This is a genomic window from Comamonas sp. JNW, from assembly GCF_003105075.1.
GTDB classification, from domain to species: Bacteria; Pseudomonadota; Gammaproteobacteria; order Burkholderiales; family Burkholderiaceae_C; genus Comamonas; species Comamonas squillarum.
On record NZ_QETI01000005.1, the window covers coordinates 16,825 to 35,502 of the forward strand.

15 protein-coding genes and 1 pseudogene are annotated in these 18,678 nt (G+C 64.6%); 8 read left to right on the plus strand and 8 right to left on the minus strand.

Going from position 1 to position 18,678, the window contains the following annotated elements; genetic code table 11:
- The first annotated feature begins 190 nt into the window (after positions 1–190).
- From DCO45_RS09025 to DCO45_RS09035, 3 genes are all read left to right on the plus strand, one after another.
- A complete protein-coding gene (locus DCO45_RS09025) occupies positions 191–520 on the plus strand; it encodes a hypothetical protein (RefSeq protein ID WP_133248113.1) in 330 nt (109 codons plus the stop codon).
- 133 nt (positions 521–653) lie between these two features.
- Positions 654–2,228, plus strand: a complete 1,575-nt coding sequence (gene rlmD, locus DCO45_RS09030) for a 23S rRNA (uracil(1939)-C(5))-methyltransferase RlmD (RefSeq protein WP_116925543.1) — start codon at positions 654–656, stop codon at positions 2,226–2,228.
- A gap of 129 nt (positions 2,229–2,357) precedes the next feature.
- Positions 2,358–2,765 carry a heme-binding protein gene (locus tag DCO45_RS09035; RefSeq protein ID WP_116925544.1) on the plus strand — a complete coding sequence of 136 codons (408 nt, stop codon included), beginning with the start codon at positions 2,358–2,360 and terminating at the stop codon, positions 2,763–2,765.
- A gap of 101 nt (positions 2,766–2,866) precedes the next feature.
- Here the strand turns inward: DCO45_RS09035 and DCO45_RS09040 are convergent, their stop codons facing one another.
- The 7 genes and pseudogenes from DCO45_RS09040 to DCO45_RS09065 all read right to left on the minus strand — a co-directional run bounded on the left by DCO45_RS09040 (position 2,867) and on the right by DCO45_RS09065 (position 9,292).
- Positions 2,867–3,952 (minus strand): metallophosphoesterase, encoded by a 1,086-nt coding sequence (locus DCO45_RS09040; protein ID WP_116925545.1) that lies wholly within the window; start codon positions 3,950–3,952, stop codon positions 2,867–2,869.
- Positions 3,953–4,085: 133 nt separating this feature from the next.
- The gene (locus DCO45_RS09045) at positions 4,086–4,601 is read right to left on the minus strand and encodes a dihydrofolate reductase (RefSeq protein WP_116925546.1); all 516 of its coding nucleotides are present in this window, start codon (positions 4,599–4,601) and stop codon (positions 4,086–4,088) included.
- On the minus strand, positions 4,598–5,677 hold the full coding sequence (locus tag DCO45_RS09050; protein ID WP_116925547.1) for an acyltransferase: 1,080 nt from the start codon (positions 5,675–5,677) through the stop codon (positions 4,598–4,600). Before DCO45_RS09050 ends, DCO45_RS09045 begins: the two co-directional genes overlap by 4 nt.
- 112 nt (positions 5,678–5,789) lie before the next feature.
- Entirely contained in the window at positions 5,790–6,437 is a 648-nt protein-coding gene (locus tag DCO45_RS23185) for a glutathione S-transferase (RefSeq protein ID WP_255343168.1), read from the minus strand.
- A gap of 15 nt (positions 6,438–6,452) precedes the next feature.
- Positions 6,453–7,601: pseudogene (locus DCO45_RS23190) on the minus strand (rhodanese-related sulfurtransferase); the annotation flags it as partial.
- A gap of 116 nt (positions 7,602–7,717) precedes the next feature.
- A complete protein-coding gene (locus DCO45_RS09060) occupies positions 7,718–8,248 on the minus strand; it encodes a DUF3617 family protein (RefSeq protein WP_133248114.1) in 531 nt (176 codons plus the stop codon).
- Between the two features lie 147 nt (positions 8,249–8,395).
- Complete coding sequence (locus DCO45_RS09065; protein WP_116925549.1) at positions 8,396–9,292, minus strand: LysR substrate-binding domain-containing protein; 897 nt, start codon at positions 9,290–9,292, stop codon at positions 8,396–8,398.
- Between the two features lie 116 nt (positions 9,293–9,408).
- On the opposite strand from DCO45_RS09065, the gene bla reads away from it, so the two are divergent.
- Positions 9,409–10,299, plus strand: coding sequence for a class A beta-lactamase (gene bla, locus DCO45_RS09070; RefSeq protein ID WP_116925550.1), 891 nt, complete (start codon positions 9,409–9,411; stop codon positions 10,297–10,299).
- Between the two features lie 133 nt (positions 10,300–10,432).
- Here the strand turns inward: bla and argA are convergent, their stop codons facing one another.
- Positions 10,433–11,779: an amino-acid N-acetyltransferase gene (argA, locus tag DCO45_RS09075; RefSeq protein ID WP_116925551.1), complete on the minus strand. Its 1,347-nt coding sequence runs from the start codon at positions 11,777–11,779 to the stop codon at positions 10,433–10,435.
- A gap of 262 nt (positions 11,780–12,041) precedes the next feature.
- On the opposite strand from argA, the gene DCO45_RS09080 reads away from it, so the two are divergent.
- From DCO45_RS09080 to hrpA, 4 genes are all read left to right on the plus strand, one after another.
- Positions 12,042–13,037 carry a tripartite tricarboxylate transporter substrate binding protein gene (locus DCO45_RS09080; protein WP_116925552.1) on the plus strand — a complete coding sequence of 332 codons (996 nt, stop codon included), beginning with the start codon at positions 12,042–12,044 and terminating at the stop codon, positions 13,035–13,037.
- A gap of 79 nt (positions 13,038–13,116) precedes the next feature.
- Entirely contained in the window at positions 13,117–13,722 is a 606-nt protein-coding gene (locus tag DCO45_RS09085) for a flavin reductase family protein (RefSeq protein ID WP_116925751.1), read from the plus strand.
- A gap of 48 nt (positions 13,723–13,770) precedes the next feature.
- Positions 13,771–14,523 (plus strand): hypothetical protein, encoded by a 753-nt coding sequence (locus DCO45_RS09090; RefSeq protein ID WP_116925553.1) that lies wholly within the window; start codon positions 13,771–13,773, stop codon positions 14,521–14,523.
- A gap of 81 nt (positions 14,524–14,604) precedes the next feature.
- Positions 14,605–18,678 carry an ATP-dependent RNA helicase HrpA gene (gene hrpA, locus DCO45_RS09095; protein WP_116925554.1) on the plus strand — a complete coding sequence of 1,358 codons (4,074 nt, stop codon included), beginning with the start codon at positions 14,605–14,607 and terminating at the stop codon, positions 18,676–18,678.

Genomic DNA, 18,678 nt, shown 5'->3' on the forward strand with positions numbered 1-18,678 from the left:
CGAATAATAACACTGAATGAGAATAATTATCAATACTGGCATTGATAAATGCTGCTCGCTTGCTGGATTTGTGTAAGTTTTTGTTTTTGGTTGATTTTTCTTGACCTTTCCTCTGGAAATGGGGATGCAGCGTTTAGGAAAATTTGGTAACTTCGCCGTATCGATAAAAAATATTGCGGGAGTTCCAACCATGTCCGGTTCCAGTTACAGCTTCAAATCCACAGCGCTTGCGATGCTGGCGCTCACGGCATCGGCCTGGGCGCAGGCTGCCTGCTACACGGTCTATGACAGCAAGAATGAAGTGATCTATCGCAGCGCTGAGCCACCGGTGGACATGTCCAAGCCGCTGCACCAGACGGCAAGCGAGCTGCCCAGCGGCAGCCGTGTTGTCTTTACGCCCAACCATGCCGTATGCGTCACCGAGGTGCATGCACTGCCAGGCGGCAAGAAGCTCACCTCGAGCAGCGCCAACATGGTCACTGACCAGCTGAGCCTGGGCAGCATGATCACGGCGCAGTAAATAGGCAGCGGTGGCGGCACACCGTGGCGTCCATGCATGGCAGGCAGCTCGCAGGCTGCCTTTTTTGCGTCTGCCTGCGCCAAATTGCCAGAGGTTGGCCGCAGGCCATTGCCCAGCCTGCGAAAATACCGGGATGAGCCAAGCGCAGACCCCACAGAATATTCCCGAATCCCCCGATGCCGCCGAAGCGGCGCAGTTCCCCGCAGATGCGTTGAAGATCGTGTCCATGGACATGGATGCCCAGGGCGTGGCACGCCGCGCCGATGGCAAGGTTGTCTTTGTCGATGGCGCGCTGCCTACCGAATGGGTGAGCGCCAAGACGCGGCGCAAGAAAAACAACTGGGAGCAGGCCGATCTGCTGCAGATCCACCGCGAGTCGTCGCAGCGCGTGCGGCCCGGCTGCCCCAACTTTGGCCTGCATGCCGGCGCCTGCGGCGGCTGCAAGATGCAGCATCTGCATGTGGGCGCGCAAATTGCCACCAAGCAGCGCGTGCTCGAAGACAACCTCTGGCACCTGGGCAAGGTGGTGGCTGAGACGGTGATGCGCCCCATCGAGGGGCCCAGCTGGGGTTACCGCTTCCGCTCGCGCCTGTCGGTGCGCTATGTCGCCAAGAAGGGCAAGGTGCTGGTGGGCTTCCATGAGCGCAAGAGCCGCTACATCGCCGACATGGAAACCTGCAAGATCTTGCCGCCGCATGTCGACGCCTTGCTGATGCCCATGCGCGCGCTGATCGGCAGCCTCGATGCCCGCGAGACCTGCCCGCAGATCGAGGTCGCCTGTGGCGACCAGGTCACCGCGTTGGTGCTGCGCCACCTGGAGCCCCTGAGCGAGGCCGATCTGCAGCGCCTGCGCGATTTCGCCGCAGCCCACAAGGTGCAATGGTGGCTGCAACCCAAGGGGCCGGACACCGTGCACCTGATGGATGGCATCGGCGAACAGCTGTCCTATGCGCTGCCCGATTTCGGCATCACGATGCCGTTCAAGCCCACCGACTTCACCCAGGTCAACCCCCACATCAACCAGGTGCTGGTGACGCGCTCGCTGCGCCTGCTGGATGCCAAGAAGACCGAGCGCGTGATCGACTGGTTCTGCGGCCTGGGCAACTTCACGTTGCCGATCGGCACGATGGCCGGCGAGGTGCTGGGCATCGAGGGCTCCGAGACCCTGGTGCAGCGCTCGCACGAGAACTATGCCGCCAACAATGCGACGCGCCCCGAAGGCAGCGCGCTGGCGCCCACGCGCTTTGTGGCGCGCAATCTGTTCGAGATGACGCCCGAGATGCTGATCGCCGACGGCCAGGCCGACAAGTGGCTGGTCGACCCTCCGCGTGAAGGCGCGTTTGCGCTGTCCAAGGCGCTGGCCGACATCCACAAGGCGCGCCACCAAGTGCCTGATACCGCGCCGCTGCCTGACAGCGCCAAGGGCTGGACACCGCCCCAGCGCATCGTCTATGTGAGCTGCAACCCCGCGACGCTGGCGCGCGATGCCGGGCTGCTGGTGCACCAGGCCGGCTACCGCTGTGTGGCCGCAGGCGTGGTCAACATGTTCCCGCATACCGCCCACGTCGAGAGCATGGCCGTGTTCGAATGGGATGGCCATGCGCCGTCGGTCAAGACCGAGGCAGATGCGACCGACGTGGATACGGGCGCCGTGGATACGGCCGATGCTGGCGAGCCGAGCGCTGCGCCAGAAAACGCAGCAGCCTGATGACGACAGGGTATTACCCCCGTTTTAGGCACAAATGCTGTGATGCCTGTGCTTGATTAGGGCGGTGAAATACCGTTAAGCTGGCAGGCTGAACAACCGGGTTTCCCGAATATTTTCCAAGGAGTTACCATGAAAACCAAAGCAGTGCTGGAGTTGGCCGATGTCAAGGCGGTGTTGAATGCGGCCGAGGCCGAAGCGGTCAAGAACCAATGGATCGTCAGCATTGCGGTGGTGGACGACGGCGGCAACCTGCTGGGCATGATCCGCCGCGATGGCGCAGCTCCCGTGTCCGCCCACATCTGCGTGGCCAAGGCCCGCACCTCGGCGCTGGGCCGCCGCGAGAGCAAGGGTTTTGAGGACATGATCAATGGTGGCCGCACCGCTTTCCTGAGCGCTCCGCTGATCGACGGCATGCTCGAAGGCGGCGTGCCGATCATCAAGGATGGTGAATGCCTGGGCGCCGTGGGCGTCAGCGGTGTCAAGGCACCTGAAGATGCACAGATCGCCAAGGCGGGTATTGCAGCCCTGGGGCTGTAAGGCATAGCCCTTGCGCCTTGCCAAGGTGCAAAGGGCTCCGGCCCATCAACGACGAAGCGGCCACTGGCCGCTTTTTCGCGTCTGAATGTGTAGCTGGGGCGTCAAACCAGCGCAGGTGCGGGCGCCTGCAGAAAGTGCGTGGTGGGCTCCGCACTGCCATCGTCGAGCATCAGCACCCGCTCGGGCCAGCGCAGGGCGGCGAGCTTGAAGTCCTGCTCGGGTGGCTGGCCCGCGAGCCGGGCCGTCCAGCGCGCGCCCACGGAGAAGTCCACGCAAAAGACATTGCCGCGCAGGCCATGCCAGGCATGCGGGTTGATGTCGGCGAACAAATCCTGGTCACCCTTGCCCAGCACCGAGCGGTCGAGCTCATGGATGCGGCGCCAGTAGTGGCCGACGATGACGGGCGTGCTGTCGGTATAGGTATCCCACCAGGCCACACGCTCGACAAAGCGCCATTTGCCGCCGGCATAGAAGGGCTCGCTGCCGCGGCGCTCCACACCGCAGCTGAGCACCTTCAAGGGGTTGTACTGGGATTTGTTCAGCTCGCTGTCGGCATGCGCGGGCATGAACGGGGGGCAATGGGCGCCATCTTCCAGGTGGTAGGGCCAGGCCTGGTTTTCGGCCTTCAGCCGGGCTGGAATGCCCAAGGTCTTGGCGTGCAGGTAGGCTTCTTGCTCCAGGCGGTCATAGTCCTGGGCGACATGGCCGGGCCGCAGTGCGCGGGCCTGGTTGATCTTGTCGTCGATCCAGGCGGCATGAACGATGCGCAGGTCCGCGCGCTCCAGAGCCAGCGGCAGCTGGCGCAAAAACGGCAGCATTTCTTCATCAAAAGCCTGGTCCGCGCGCACATAGGGCGCGTACTTGCGATTGTCAGCCTCGATGCGCTCGTCAAAGTACCAGCCCGAGCCGTCCTTGGCATCTTCGCGCAGCAGGTTGATTTCATGGTTGCCGAGCACCGCGCAGGCATGGCCGTTGTCTACCCAGCGGCGCACCAGCGCCAGTACGCCGGGGCTGTCCGGGCCCCGGTCGCAGAAATCGCCGACAAAGACCAGCGTGCGGCCTGCCGGGTGGCCACCATCTTCGTCATAGCCCAGATGCCGAACCAGCGACTCCAGTGCCTGGCGCTCGCCGTGCACATCGCCGATCACATCCAACGGGCCGGCGGGCAACGCTTGTACCAGGCTCATCGTCACAGTGTTCCGTCTTGTTGCAGCGCCCGGTGCTTGGGGCCCGGCGCGCCGCAGATTGCTATTCGATGAAATCCATTTTGCATGAATTTGCTGCGCCGCACCAGCGTGGTGCCATCGGTGAGCGCGTCTCTCAGGCGGGCTGGCGCTGGTAGCAGACAAACGCAAAGGGCAGGCCATTGCTGCTGGTGTGGCGCTCCCGCGAGACCTCCTGCCACTGGCTGCCGAGCACCGGCGCATGGGCATCGCCGTCAAAATCCTGGTCGATCTCGGTCACCCAGACTTCGTCGGCCAGGGCCAGCGACTGGGCATAGATCTGCGCCCCGCCAATCACCCAGACGGGCTGGCCCAGCGCCTGGGCCGTGGCCAGTGCCTGCTCCAGATCGGCGGCGACGTGGACACGTTCACTGGCCGGGCTGGGCTGCCAGCCGCTCTGACGCGTGACGACCACATTGTCACGGCCCGGCAGCGGGCGAAAGCGCGGCGGCAGGGAATCCCAGGTCTTGCGGCCCATGACGACGGTCCCCCCAGCGGTCTTTTGCTTGAAAAAGGCCATGTCCTCGGGCAGGTGCCAGGGCAGCTGGTTGTCGCGGCCAATCACGCCATTGCGGGCGCGGGCAAAGATCAGATGGATGCGGGCTGGGGTCATGGCGTGCGGGCCACCCAACGCGCAATGGCGCGCCGGCAGGCCTGGTAGAGGGGGTGTTCGATCGCGTGGTAATACAGGGCCGACAGCGCGACCAGGACTGCCAGCACCAGCAGCAAGCTGAGCGAGCGGTGGGGAATCTCGAGCGCCAACGACGTGGTGGCGCGTTGCACGACCTGGAAGAGCAGCAGGTGCAGCAAATAGATCGCAAAGGAATAGTCCCCGAGCCTGGCGAGCAGCTGCCATGCCCGGTGCTGGGGCGTTGGCAGCAGCAAAGCTGCCCCTACCAGTGCGGTGGCGGCAGCCCCCACCAGCAGCGCGCGGTCCGCCCAGTGGAAAAAACCGACGATGCCAGGTGCGTACAAGGTGGCGCTGTGGCTGTAGTACACCGCTGTGGCGCCCAGCAGCGCGCTGGCCAGCAGCCAGGCGTACCAGCGCTGCTGCGGGTGGCGCTGCAGAAAGCGGTACATGAAGTAGCCGGCAAAGAACTCCAGCACCAGCGGCGCCGCATAGAACCAGACGAGTGGCGTGGCTTGCGAAAACATATCCGGGCGGTAGCGACCCGTAGCGGCGTAATACAGCACCAGCGCAACGATGACCATGGCCCATCCCGCCAGCGCGCGGTCACGCCAGAGCTTGGGCAGCAGCAAACTGGCGCCGATGACGAGATAGAAATATAGCTCGTAGACCAGGGTCCAGATCACCGCATTGATATGCAGGCTGAAATTGGCCGGATAGAGCAGCGCCGACGACAGCAGGTTCACATCCGGCGGCATGGCGCCCAGCGCTTGCAAGCCCACCACATAGAGCAGCATCGCCGGCCACCAGCCGGTGTAGATGCGGGCAAAGCGGGTGGCGACAAACTGGGCGGAAGGACGCAGGCCGGTGGGCGTGTTGCTGGTGGCCAGCGCCATGATGACGCCGCTGATGACAAAGAAGATGTCGACACCGACAAAGCCGCCCTCGGCAATGGCGCGCAGCCAGCCAGGAAGCTCGGGGAAGAAGCTGTAGGTCCGCGCATGGTAGAGCGCCACCCACAGGGCGGCAGCAAAACGCAGAATCTGGATGGACTGGATCATGGCACGGGGGTGGGCGCAGGCGGTCAATGCCGGGCAAGCGCTGCAGCGGGCGCTGGGATGCGCATCCGCTGGCAGTGCTTGTCACTTGCGTGCCGTCAGGGGCGGTGTCCGCTCAGCGGAACAGCACGCCCGCTTCGTCCGGGTGCCAGGCAGGGTATTTTTCCATCACCTGCTCGAACAGCGCCGAGTCGGTCAGACGCAGCAGCCAGGCTTGCAGATGGGGCCAGGGGTGATTCTGCCATGCCGCCTCATCGATGCCGGCAAACTGGCGCACAAAGGGGCGGATGGCCATGTCGGCCAGGCTCGGGTCGCGGCCAAACAGGTAGCCGGTCGCCGCCAGCTGCTGGTTGAGCGCACCCAAAAAGGCCTGGGCGGTGGCCGCTGCGGCAGCGGCGTCTGCTTGCGGGTAGCGGCTGGGGTATTTGCAGCGGTCCAGTGCGGGTTTGAATTCGCTGTCATGGCGGGCGATCAGCGCCTGCATCTCGCCCAGGCTACCGGCAGTGGGGCTGAGCCACTGGTCGGGGTCATTCTGGCGCAGCGCCCAGAGCATGATCTCCAGGCTCTCTTCGAGCACCGTGCCGTCGGCGAGCACCAGCACCGGCACGGTGGCCTTGGGCGATGCATCCAGCAGCGCCTGGGGCTTGTCCTTGAGGACGACCTCGCGCAGCTGGCAGGCAATGCCGGCATAGGCCAGCGCCAGGCGGGCCCGCATCGCATAGGGGCAGCGGCGGAACGAGTACAGCACCGGCAGGCCTTGCAAGGCCTGCTGCTGCGCGGCGATCTTTTGCTGGCGCGATTGCTGCGAGCTGGCCTGGGTGTGGCCCAGATGGGTGTCACCGCGCTCCTGCGCCAAGTCCATCTGCCGCTGGCGCTCGGCCAGCGACTTCAGCTGCTCAGGCGTGCGGCTGCCGTGGCAGTAGGGGCAGCTGACGCCGCGCACATAGTGGGCATGGGCCAGCTCGGCCGCGCCCAGCGGCATGCGGCAACTGCGGCACAGCTGGTGCGGGCCGCGCACCAGGCCGTGGCCGACGGAGACGCGCTCGTCAAACACAAAGCAGTCGCCCCACCACATCGATTCGTCCTCGGCCACCGTTTCCAGGTACTTGAGGATGCCGCCTTCGAGGTGGTACACCTCCTCAAAACCCTGGGTCTTCATGTAGGCGGTGGATTTTTCGCAGCGGATACCCCCGGTGCAGAACATTGCCACCTTTTGCTTGCCATGCAGCGCGCCGCCGGGCTGGGACTGCTCTGCCACCCATTGCGGAAACTCGGTAAAGCTCTTGGTGTGCGGGTTGATCGCGCCCTCAAAACTGCCAATGCCCACCTCGTAGTCATTGCGCGTATCGACCAGCACCACATCGGGCTGGCTGATCAGCGCATTCCAGTCCTCGGGCTTGACATACTGGCCGGCATTGCGCGCGGTGTTCAACTCGGGCACGCCCAGGGTCACAATCTCCTGCTTGAGGCGCACGCGCATGCGGTAGAAGGGATTGCTGTCGGCATAGGCCTCCTTGTGTACCAGGTGGGCCAGGCGCGGGTCACGCTTGAGCCAGTCCAGCACCGCTTGCACATCGGCAGGCAGCCCGGCAATTGTGCCGTTGATACCTTCATGGGCCAGCAGCAGCAGGCCCTTGACCTGGTGCTGGTCACACAGCGCCTGCAAGGGCTGCTGCCACTGGGCAAACTCGGGCAGGTCGATGAACTGGTAAAGCGCGGCGGTGAGGTATTGCTGGGACATGGAGAAAATCTGCGAAAAATACGCGCCCCTGTGGCCGTATTTTTCGGGGTATTGCATAGGAAAAGCCAGGTGGACTGGAGGAGCGTCCCTCGATCCACCGTGTTGCGGCGGCCGCATGGGCTGGCGGGCAAGTGGGCCAGCGCCGGCGTCCCGTGGCGGGCGGGCCACAGTCCAACGGCTGAACATCGTACTGTATCTGAATCGCCCATTTCTAGACCTGGATCAGCAAAATGGCCCAGCGTGCAGGCGTAAAAAAGCCCGGCAGGGCCGGGCGGGTTTTGCAGCAGTTGCGCGCTTGCTGATTACTTGGGGCTCAGGCCTGTGATGTCGTAGAAGTTGATCTTGCCGCCACCGTCAAAGACGCGGTCGCCAGGGTTGATGCCGGCAGGGCAGGCGCCCAGGTACTCGCCCTTGATGTTGCGGGTGGTCTCCACGGTGCTGCCATCGGGCATCTGCTGCTTGGTGACCGACAGTACATGGAAGTTGTGCTGGAAGTCGCCGGTGATCTTGCGGCTGCTCTCGATGCGCTGCTCGGTCTGGCCCACCTTGCAGTTGGACGTGAATTGCCAGCCATTGCTGTCTTTCAAACTCGCCGTCTTGCATTGCTGCACATCGTACTTGGCCTTTTGCAGCTCACGGGTCTTGTAAAAGGTGTCCTTGTCCATGCAGTCCTGGAACTGGACGGTCTGGCCATCCTGGTCTGTGGAGCTGATCTGCCAGTGGCCTGACTTGGGGCGGGGCAGGTCTTCGATGTCGCCGGTGGAGGCGCAACCGGCTGCCAGCAAGGCGGCGGCAACGGCGGACAGGGAGGCGAGGTAACGGGTAGAAAGCATGGATGTCCTCTCGGTGGTTGTCATGCAGCATCGCTGCAGCGTGTTTTTGTACAGGAACGCGTTGTTACTTTATATCCTAGGCGGGGCGCTGCCCGCACATTGTCTGACAAGGGCCGGGCCGCGTGTAGGAGAGCACCCGGCGCGTGCTTACGGCAGCGGTTTTGTACGCTCTTCGGGGTGCTGATCTTGGCCACATTGCTCCAATAGCCAGCGCTCGAAGGTCTGCATCGCCAACGAAGGGCTGCGCGATTTCAGCTGGGTGAGCCAGTAGCTGCCGGTATCCAAGGTCTGCGCAAGCGGCGCGACCAGGCGCCCCGCCTGCAGATCACGCGAAAACAGGCGCAAGGGCAGCAGCGCGACGCCCAGGCCCTGCGCTGCCGCCTCGGCCAGCGTGAGGGATGAATCGAACACCGTGCCGCGCAGGCTGGGGCAGGCGAGCTTGTTCTGGGCGAACCACTGCTCCCACTCGCCTGCGCGGTAGGTGCGCAGCAAGGTCTCGCGCGCCAGGTCGGCCGGCTGCTGCAGGCGTGCGGCGATCGCGGGCGCGCACATGGGGGTCAGGGGCGCCTGCAGCAGCTGCCGGGCCGACGTGCCATGCCAGGCGCCGTCGCCAAAGCGGATCGCACAGTCCCAGCCTTCGCCGGCCAGGTCCACCCGGTTGTTGTGGGTGAACAGGCGCAGGTCGACAAAGGCATGGGCCTCCTGAAAAGCACGCAGCCTGGGCAGCAGCCAGCCCACCGCAAAAGTGCCCACCACGCCGACCGAGAGCACCTCATGCGGCCGCCGGTCCTGCACCTGCGCCAAGGCACGCGACAGGCTGCCAAAGGCCTGGGCCACCGCCGGCACCAGGGCCATGCCTTCATCGGTCAGTGCCAGGCCGCGCGGCAGGCGGCGAAACAGCGGCTTGCCCAATTGGTCTTCTAGCTGGCGAATGTGCTGACTGATGGCGGCCTGGGTCACATGCAGCTCCAGCGCCGCACGCGTCAGATTGAGGTGGCGCGCGGCGGCATCAAAAGCGCGCAGGGCATTCAAAGGCAGGTGCATAAGCTATAAGTTTTTCTTGTGGGTTTTCTTGGTTTTCATCGTTGGTCAAGCGCGCGGGATATCGGTAAATTTACGCCTGTCCGCTGGATAACAACGAATTTTAAGGATTGAAAATCATGTATAGAAGAAAGTTTTTCTTGACTATGGGTGCGGCCAGCTTGATCGCCACCTCCGCGCGCGCCTGGGCTGCTGCGCCATCGGCAGACAAGGCGGCAGCGCGCCAGTTTGCCCAGGCCATGCAGGATCTGGAGCGCTCGGTGGGCGGGCGCCTGGGCGTGTCTGCGCTCAACACCGTGACGGGTGCGGCGCTGGGCTGGCGCCAGAATGAGCGCTTTGCGATGTGCAGCACCTTCAAGATGCTGCTGGCCGCCCAGGTGCTCTCGCGCGTCGATGCGGGCCAGGACCGGCTGGACGCTGCGCTGACGTTTGACCGGTCGGTCCTGGTGGAGCATTCGCCGGTGACCGAAAAATTTGCTGGCAAGGCTCCGATGACGGTCGATGCGCTGTGCGACGCCATCATGACGGTCAGCGACAATGGCGCTGCGAACCTGCTGCTGGAGCGCGTGGGTGGCCCGGCGAGCTTTACCGCCTACATGCGCAGCTTGACTGACCCGGTCACCCGGCTGGACCGCATCGAGCCTGCGATGAGTGAATCCAAACCCGGCGATGTGCGCGATACGACCAGCCCACAGGCGATGCTGAGCAGCATGCGCGCGCTGACCCTGGGTACGGCCTTGAGCCCCGCCAGCCGCGAACGGCTGGTGGGTTGGATGGAAGCCAATACGACGGGCGACCACTGCCTGCGCGCAGGCGCCCCGGGCTGGAAGGTGGCGGACAAGACCGGGTCCGGACCTAACACCCGCAATGACATTGGCCTGCTGTGGGCGCCCGGCGCTGCGACGCCGATTCTGGTGACCACCTACTTGACCGAATGCAAGGCCGAGCCCAAGGCGCGCGATGCGGCACTGGCGCGGGTGGCCGCCGAGCTGGTCAAGCTTTGGGGCTGATTGGGGATTGAATGGGGGATGGATCGGGCGCTGATCGCCTCGATTCAAACCAAACTGCCCCTTGCCAGGGGCAGTTTTGGTGAGGGGCGCTGCTGGTGCAGGCAGGGCCCCTTGGCGCATTAACGCCAGGCGATCACAGGTACTTCACCAGCACCTGGCTCTTGCGGCTCCAGTTGTACTTGGCCTTGCGCTGCTCGGGCAGCCAGTCCGGGTCCACCGGCTGGAAGCCGCGCTTGAGGAACCAGTGCATCGTGCGGGTGGTGAGCACAAAAATGCTCTTGAGGCCAGTGGCGCGGGCGCGCTGCTCGATGCGCTTGAGCAGTTTTTCGCCATCGCCCGTGCCCTGGCTCTGGGGCGAGACGGTGACAGCGGCCATTTCGGCGGTGCCCGCTTCCGGGTAGGGGTAGAGTGCCGCACAGCCGAAGATCACGCCATCGTGCTCGATGATGGTGTAGGCGGAGATATCGCGCTCGATCTCGGTGCGGCTGCGTTTGACCAGCGTGCCGTCCTTCTCGAAAGGCTCGATCAGCTGCAAAATGCCGCCGACATCATCGGGCTTGGCCTCACGCAGCTCTTCGAGGCGCTCATCGATCACCATGGTGCCAATGCCATCGTGCACATAGATTTCCAGCAGCAGCGCGCCATCGGTCGCAAAGGGCAGGATGTGGCTGCGCTCCACGCCTTCCTTGCAGGCCTTCACACAATGCTGCAGGTAAAAGCCCACATCGGTGGGCAAGGTGGCGGGTGGCAACTGGGCAAGCAGCTTTTGTGCCACATCCAGCGGCAGCTCGGTGTCGACCGGGTTGTCTTCTCCTTCGGGCTCCAGCGGGTTCAGGCGAATGCCGGCCACTTCGGTCAGGAACATCAGCTTGTCGGCTTTGAGCTCAATGGCCACGCGCGTGGCCACTTCTTCCATGCTGAGGTTGAAAGCCTCGCCCGTGGGCGAGAAACCAAACGGCGAGACCAGCACCATCGCGCCCATGTCCAGGGTGCGGTGGATGCCGCCGACATCAACCTTGCGCACCAGGCCCGAATGCATGAAATCGACGCCATCGACAATGCCGACCGGGCGCGCGGTGACAAAGTTGCCCGAGATCACGCGCACGGTGGCGCCGGCCATCGGTGTATTGGGCAGGCCCTGGCTGAAGGCCGCTTCAATCTCGAAGCGCAGCTGGCCTGCGGCCTCCTGGGCGCAGTCGAGCGCCACCGAATCGGTCACCCGGATGCCATGCGAGTAGCGCGGCGCATGGCCCTTGGCCGCCAGCTGCTCATTGACCTGGGGCCTAAAACCATGGACCAGCACGATCTTGACACCCAGCGCCTGGATCAGGGCCAGATCCTGGGCAATCGATTGCAGCTTGCCCGCTGCAATCGCCTCACCTGTCACGCCCACTACAAAAGTCTGGTTGCGAAACTTATGGATATAAGGCGCCACCGAGCGGAACCAGGGCACAAAGGTGAAATTGAATACAGCGGACATGGGGGTGGGGTGGGGGTATTTCCTAGAAGCACGCCAGATCGGCGGTTTGCGGCTGCCGCTATTGTTATACAAACATCACGCGTCTGCATGCAGTTCGCTATGGAATCGGGCCTGCGGTCATGGGAAAAATCCATCGGCGCCGCCCTGTCCATTTTGGCTGGCGCAAAGTGGAGGTTTCGCAATCACAAACGGCGCAGGTGTGGGCAAACCGGCGCGCCGGGCCGATGATGGCGGTTTTGCAAAAAATAGTCAGGAGACAAGCATGACCACCACCATGAACCGCCGCCAGCTGCTGGCGCTGGGCGCAGCGCCTCTGGCCGCCGGCCTGCCTTTGCTGCATGCGGGGGCTGCGCATGCGGCCGACTACCCGAGCAAGCAGGTGAAGTTCATCGTTCCCTTCCCGCCGGGCGGCCCGGTCGATACGACCGCGCGTGCCTTTGTGCCGCCGCTGGGCCAGCTGTGGGGCCAGGGCACCTTTATCGACAACCGCGCTGGCGGCGGCGGCATCATTGGCGCGGAGACGGCGGCCCGCCAACCGGCCGACGGCTACAGCCTGTTTGTCGGCGCAATCCACCATTCGGTCAACCCCTCACTGCATCCCAAGCTGAGCTATGACATCCAGAAGGACTTTGTGCCGGTGAGCTTTGCGGCGATGTTCCCGGTGTTCCTGGTGGTCAACCCCAGCGTGCCAGCCAAGAACGTGCAAGAGCTGATCGCGCTGGCGAAAAAGCCGGGTAGCAACCTGGCCTTTGCCTCATCGGGCAATGGTGGCGGCACGCACCTGGCCGGGGAGCTGTTCAACATGCATGCGGGCACCAAGCTCTTGCACATCCCCTACAAGGGCAGCGCCCCGGCGATGACCGATGTGCTGGGCGGGCAGGTGGCGATGATGTTCAGCGATGCGCCCACCGCCATCGGCCATATCAAGAGCGGCAAGGTGCGCGTGCTGGGCGTTGCCAGCCCCAAGCGCTCGGCGCTGATGCCCGAGGTGCCCACCATTGCCGAGCAGGGCCTGCCCGGTTACGAGGCCTATTCCTGGGCGGCGCTGTTTGCGCCGGCAGGCACGCCCAAGGAGATCGTTGCCAAGATCAATGCCGATTTCAACCAGGTGATGCGCGCCCAGGAAGTGCGCCAGCGCCTCTATGTGGCGGGCGCCGAAGCCGACCCCGGCACGCCCGAGGAGATGGCGCAGCGCCTGCAGTCCGAGATCGACAAATGGGCGCGGGTGGTCAAGGCCGCGCAGATCCGTATCGATTGAGCGGGAGGCTGCGCGGGTTGATGCACTGCATGGTGCAGGCATGCACAATGGAGGCATCTTGTACTTGCAGACCGCCTCTATGGACCTGATCTCTGGCAGCGCCGACCCCCATTTCCAACCGGTGGCGCTGGAAAAAGCCTACCGCCTGCTCAACCACGGCCCCACGGTGCTGGTGTCCGCCGCCCATGCCGGCGAGCGCAATGTGATGGCCGCCGCCTGGGCCTGCGCGCTGGACTTCACACCGCCCAAGGTGACCGTGGTGCTGGACAAGGCCACGCGCACCCGCGCGCTGGTCGAGGCCAGCGGCCGTTTTGCGCTGCAACTGCCCACCGTGCCTATCGCCGCCTTGACCGTGGAGTTGGGCACCATCAGCGCGCTGCAGCAGCCGGACAAACTCGCCCAGTCGGGTGTGCAGCTGTTTGAGGCGCCCGGCCAGCAAACGCCCTTGGTGGCGGGTTGCGCCGCCTGGCTGGAGTGCCGCCTGGTGCCCGAGCCCCACAACCAGCACAGCTATGACCTGTTCATTGGCGAGGTGACCGGGGCCTGGGCCGATGACCGTGTGTTCCGGGAGGGCCACTGGCATTTCGAGACAGCGCCGCAAGACCTGCGCACTTTGCACTATGTCGCGGGTGGCCATTTCTATGCGATTGGGGAGGCGATTGATGTGCCCGTGCCCAAGGCGTGATCGCGCGCCTGGCTGCATCCGCGCCAGCTTTGGCGCTGGGTGGGCCTGATGTTTCTGATCTTTGCCGCCCTCGTTGCCGCGCTGTTGGCCGTGCTGGGTTGGCGCAGCCTGCGCAAACGTCGGCAACTGCGCTTTTTGCAGCAATACCGCTTTGATGCTGCCTACCGCAAGGCGCTCTGGCGTGACTACCCGCATCTGAATGACGCGAGCCTGGCGCAAGCCGAAGAGGCGCTGCGCCAGTTTTTCATCATGCACTGGCTGTCGCCCCGCGCGCAGCTGCAGATGCCCTCGCGCCTGGCCGATGCGCTGTGGCATGCCTTTATCCTGGACACCCGGCGCTATCAGCAGTTTTGCCAGCAGGCCTTTGGCCATATGTTCCACCATCTGCCGGCGCAGCCAGCCAGCGCTGGGGCTTCGCAGAACCAGGCAGCAGCTATGCAGCCAAGCTGGAATGCAGCCATGCAGACTCGGCGTTATATGGTGGGTGCGCTGCTGGGTGGCATACCGCTGTTGTTTGCGCTAGATGCCGCTGCCGCGATAGACGACGGCTGGCTGTACCCGCCGGATTTGCTGGGCCAATGGGCTGCGGCATTTGCGCAGGCAGCAGCGGCGGCGAGCAACAGCACCGACAACACATCCAGCGGGGTCTCGGGCAGCGACCACCGTGACGACAGCGGCAGCGCTGGAGATAGCGCCGATGTGGCGAGCACCAGCAGCGGCGCGGACAGCGATGGCGGCGCGTCCAGCTGCAGTGGCAGCAGTTGCGGCGGCAGCAGTTGCGGGGGCGGCAGCAGCGATTGAGCGGCAAAGCCTGCGTGGGCCCAAGGCGTTGTTGCGGCTTCGCAACCGGTGGGCGGCTGCTGCGGGGATAATGCTGCCCCTATGTCGCTCAAGATTACGTTTCCCGAATCCCTGCCAGTCTCCGCCCGCCGTGATGAAATCATGGAGGCCATGGACCGCCACCAGGTCATCATCGTCTGCGGGGAGACCGGATCGGGCAAAACCACCCAGTTGCCCAAGATTGCGCTGGCCCTGGGCCGCGGCAAGGTCAATGCCGCCCCCAATGACAAGGGGGAGGTGCGCGGCCATTTGATCGGCCACACGCAGCCCCGCCGCATTGCGGCCAGCAGCGTGGCCAAGCGCATTGCCGAAGAGCTGCAGACGCCGCTGGGCGATGTGGTGGGCTACAAGGTGCGTTTCCAGGACCGCTTGTCCAAGGACGCCTCGGTCAAGCTGATGACCGACGGTATCTTGCTGGCCGAGACGCAGACCGACCCGCTCCTCAAGCAATACGACACGCTCATCATCGACGAGGCCCATGAGCGCAGCCTCAATATCGACTTTTTGCTCGGCTACCTGCGCCAGCTCCTGCCCAAGCGCCCCGATCTGAAAGTGGTGGTGACCTCGGCCACCATCGATGCCGACCGCTTTGCCAAGCATTTCGCCGGCCCGCAGGGCCCGGCGCCGGTGATCATGGTCTCGGGCCGCACCTTTCCGGTGGAGATGCGCTACCGCCCCTTTGAAGATGCCAAGGACTACGACCTCAACGATGCGATTGCCGATGGCGTCGATGAGCTGTGGACCGGCGGGGCCGGCGGCGATATCCTGATTTTTCTGCCCGGTGAGCGCGAGATCCGCGAGGCCGCCGACCATCTGCGCAAGCACCTGCAGCACTCACCGGTGCTGCGCAATGCCGAGGTGCTGCCGCTCTTCTCGCGCCTGTCGCAGGCCGAGCAGGACCGCATCTTTGAAGGCCATACCGGCCGGCGCATTGTGCTGGCCACCAATGTGGCCGAGACCTCGCTCACGGTGCCCGGCATCCGCTATGTGATCGATGCCGGCACGGCCCGGGTCAAGCGCTATTCCTTCCGCAGCAAGGTCGAGCAGCTGCTGATCGAGCCCGTCAGCCAGGCGGCGGCCAACCAGCGTGCTGGCCGCTGCGGCCGCGTGGCCAACGGCATCTGCATACGTCTCTATGACGAGGCCGATTTCCAGTCGCGCAGCCCCTTTACCGATCCGGAAATTCTGCGTTCGTCCTTGGCCGGCGTCATCCTGCGCATGAAGGCCTTGCGCCTGGGCGATGTGGTGAATTTTCCGTTTCTCGAAGCACCGTCGGGCCGCGCGATTGCCGACGGCTACCAGCTGCTCGCCGAGCTGGGCGCGGTCGATGAGCAAGGCGAGCTGCTGCCGATGGGCCAGGCCTTGTCGCGCCTGCCGCTGGACCCGCGCGTGGCGCGCATGATTGTGGAGGCGCGCGAGCGTGGCGCACTGGCAGAGGTGCTGGTGATTGCCTCGGCGCTGAGCGTGCAGGATGTGCGCGACCGCCCGCTCGAAGCCCAGCAGCAAGCCGACCAGCAGCATGCCAAGTTTGACGATGAAAAAAGCGAGTTCAGCGGCTACCTGCGGCTGTGGAAATGGCTGCAGGATGCGCGTGGCGGCAAGGTGGTGGCCAAGAGCCGCAAGGACATGGCCCAGCAAGCAGCCCCCGCCAAGGGCCAGGCGATAGGGCGCAATACCGCCTTTTTGCCGGTGGCCCAGCGCAGCACCGGTGCGACTGCATCGGTGGAGTCCGCCGCGCCGCTGGCCGCTTTCACGCCGCAGGACAGCGTGGTGGCCGACGAGGCCAGCCACAAGCTCAGCAACCGCCAGTGGGAGCAGCTGTTGCGCCAGAACTTCATCAATATCCGCCGCGTGCGCGAGTGGCGCGACATCCATTCGCAGCTGCTGACGGTGGTCAAGGAGCAGCGCTGGCCGATGAACGAGGAGGCCGCTGGCTACGAGGCCGTGCACCTGTCGATGCTCTCGGGCCTCTTGGGCAATATCGGTTTCAAGACCGAGGAGGGCGATGGCTACCTGGGCGCACGCGGCATCCGCTTCCACCCGCACCCCGGCGCGCACCTGTCCAAAAAGCCGGGCCGCTGGATTGTGGCGGCCGAGCTGGTCGAGACCTCGCGCCTCTACGGGCGCGGCATTGCCGCCATCGAGCCCCAGTGGCTCGAGCAGGTGGGCGCGCATCTGCTGCGCAAGCAGTTGCTGGACCCGCATTGGGAGAAAAAGCAGGGCGAGGTGGCTGCCTATGAGCGCGCCACGCTGTATGGCCTCGTGGTCTACAGCCAGCGCCGCATCAGCTACGGAAAGATCGACCCGCAAGGCGCGCGCGATATCTTTATCCGCCAGGCGTTGGTCGAAGGCGACTGGGAGACGCGCCTGCCGTTCTTGCAGGCCAACCAGAAGCTGATTGCCAAGGTCGAGGAGCTGGAGCACAAGAGCCGCCGCCAGGACGTGCTGGTGGACGATGCGCTCATCTATGCGTTCTACGACCAGCAGATTCCGCAAGATATCTGCACGGGCCGGGCGCTCGAGCGCTGGGTCAAGGACGAGAGCGCGCGCAACCCTGATCTGCTGCGCCTCTCGCGCGACGAGCTGATGCGCCATGAGGCCGCCGGCATCACCACGGCCGCCTTCCCCAAGACCATCAAGATGGGTGGGGTCGATTGCACGGCCAGCTACCTGCACCAGCCCGGGGATGCGCGCGATGGCGTCACGGTGACGGTGCCGCTCTTTGTGCTCAACCAGGTGAGCGAGGAGCGCGCCGAATGGCTGGTGCCGGGCATGCTCAAGGACAAGATCCAGGCCTTGCTCAAAAGCCTGCCTCAGCGCCCGCGCAGCCGCTTTGTGCCACTGGCCGAAAACGCCCAGCGCCTGGCCGAGCTGCTGGGCAGCGCCGAGCGCTTTGGTGCGGGCAGCCTGGTTGAGGTGCTGCTCAAGCAGGCGCGCGACGAGACCTCGCTGGACATCAAGCGGGCAGACTTCAAACTCGACATGCTCAGCCCGCATCTGTTCATGAACTTCCGTATCAGCGACGAGCATGGCCGCCAGTTGGGCCAGGGCCGCAACCTGGGCGCCTTGAAGGCCCAGTGGGGCGCCAAGGCGCGCGGTGCCTTCCAGGCGCTGGCCGAGCTCAAGATCGCGCCGAAGGCCGATGGCGCGGCAGCCCCGGCGCCGGCGCAAGCGCCTGCCGCCGCTGCCAAGCAAGGTGGCAAGTTGGCGGCACCTGCAGCCAGCGCTGCGGCGCACAGCAAGGCCCAGGGGCCCGTGCTTGCCGCCGACAAGCTCTGGACAGATTGGAGCTTTGGCGCCTTGCCCGAGCTCATGGAGATCAAAAAGGGCAACCAGACGCTGATTGGTTTCCCGGCACTGATCGACCACGGCAACGGCGTCGGCATCGAGGTGTTTGACGAGCCCGAGGTGGCAGCCAGCCGCCATGCGCTGGGCCTGCGGCGCCTGTTTGCGCTGCAGATCCGCGATGCGCTCAAGTACCTGGAAAAGAACATCCCCGATCTGCAGAAGATGGCGGTGGGCTATATGCCGCTGGGCACGCAGGAAGAGCTGCGCGAGCAGATCATCAATGTGGCGATTGACCGCGCCTTTTTGCAAGAGCCGCTGCCCGCCGACGCCGAGCAGTTCAAGCAGCGGGTGCAGGAGGGGCGCGGGCGCCTGACCCTGATCGCCAACGAGGTGGCGCGCATGGCAGGCGCGGTGCTGCAGGAGTACATGGCGGCGGTGCGCAAGATCAAGGACACCAAGAACGCGCCTGAGGCCACGGCCGACGCCCAGCAGCAGCTGCAAAAGTTGGTGCCCAAGAACTTTATCGCGATTGCGCCCTGGGCCCAGCTGGGCCACTATGCCCGTTACCTGAAGGCGATCACCGCACGCCTCGATAAGTACCGGGCTGACCCCGCGCGCGATAGCGCCAAGTTGAAGGAGCTGCAGCCATTGGAGCAGCGCTACTGGCGCCTGGTGGCAGAGCGCAAGGGCCAGGTCGATGCGCGCATGCAGGAGTACCGCTGGATGCTCGAAGAGCTGCGGGTGAGCTTTTTTGCCCAGGAGCTGCGCACGCCGTACCCGGTCAGCAGCAAGCGGCTGGACAAGGTCTGGCAGCAGTTGCAGCAGTAA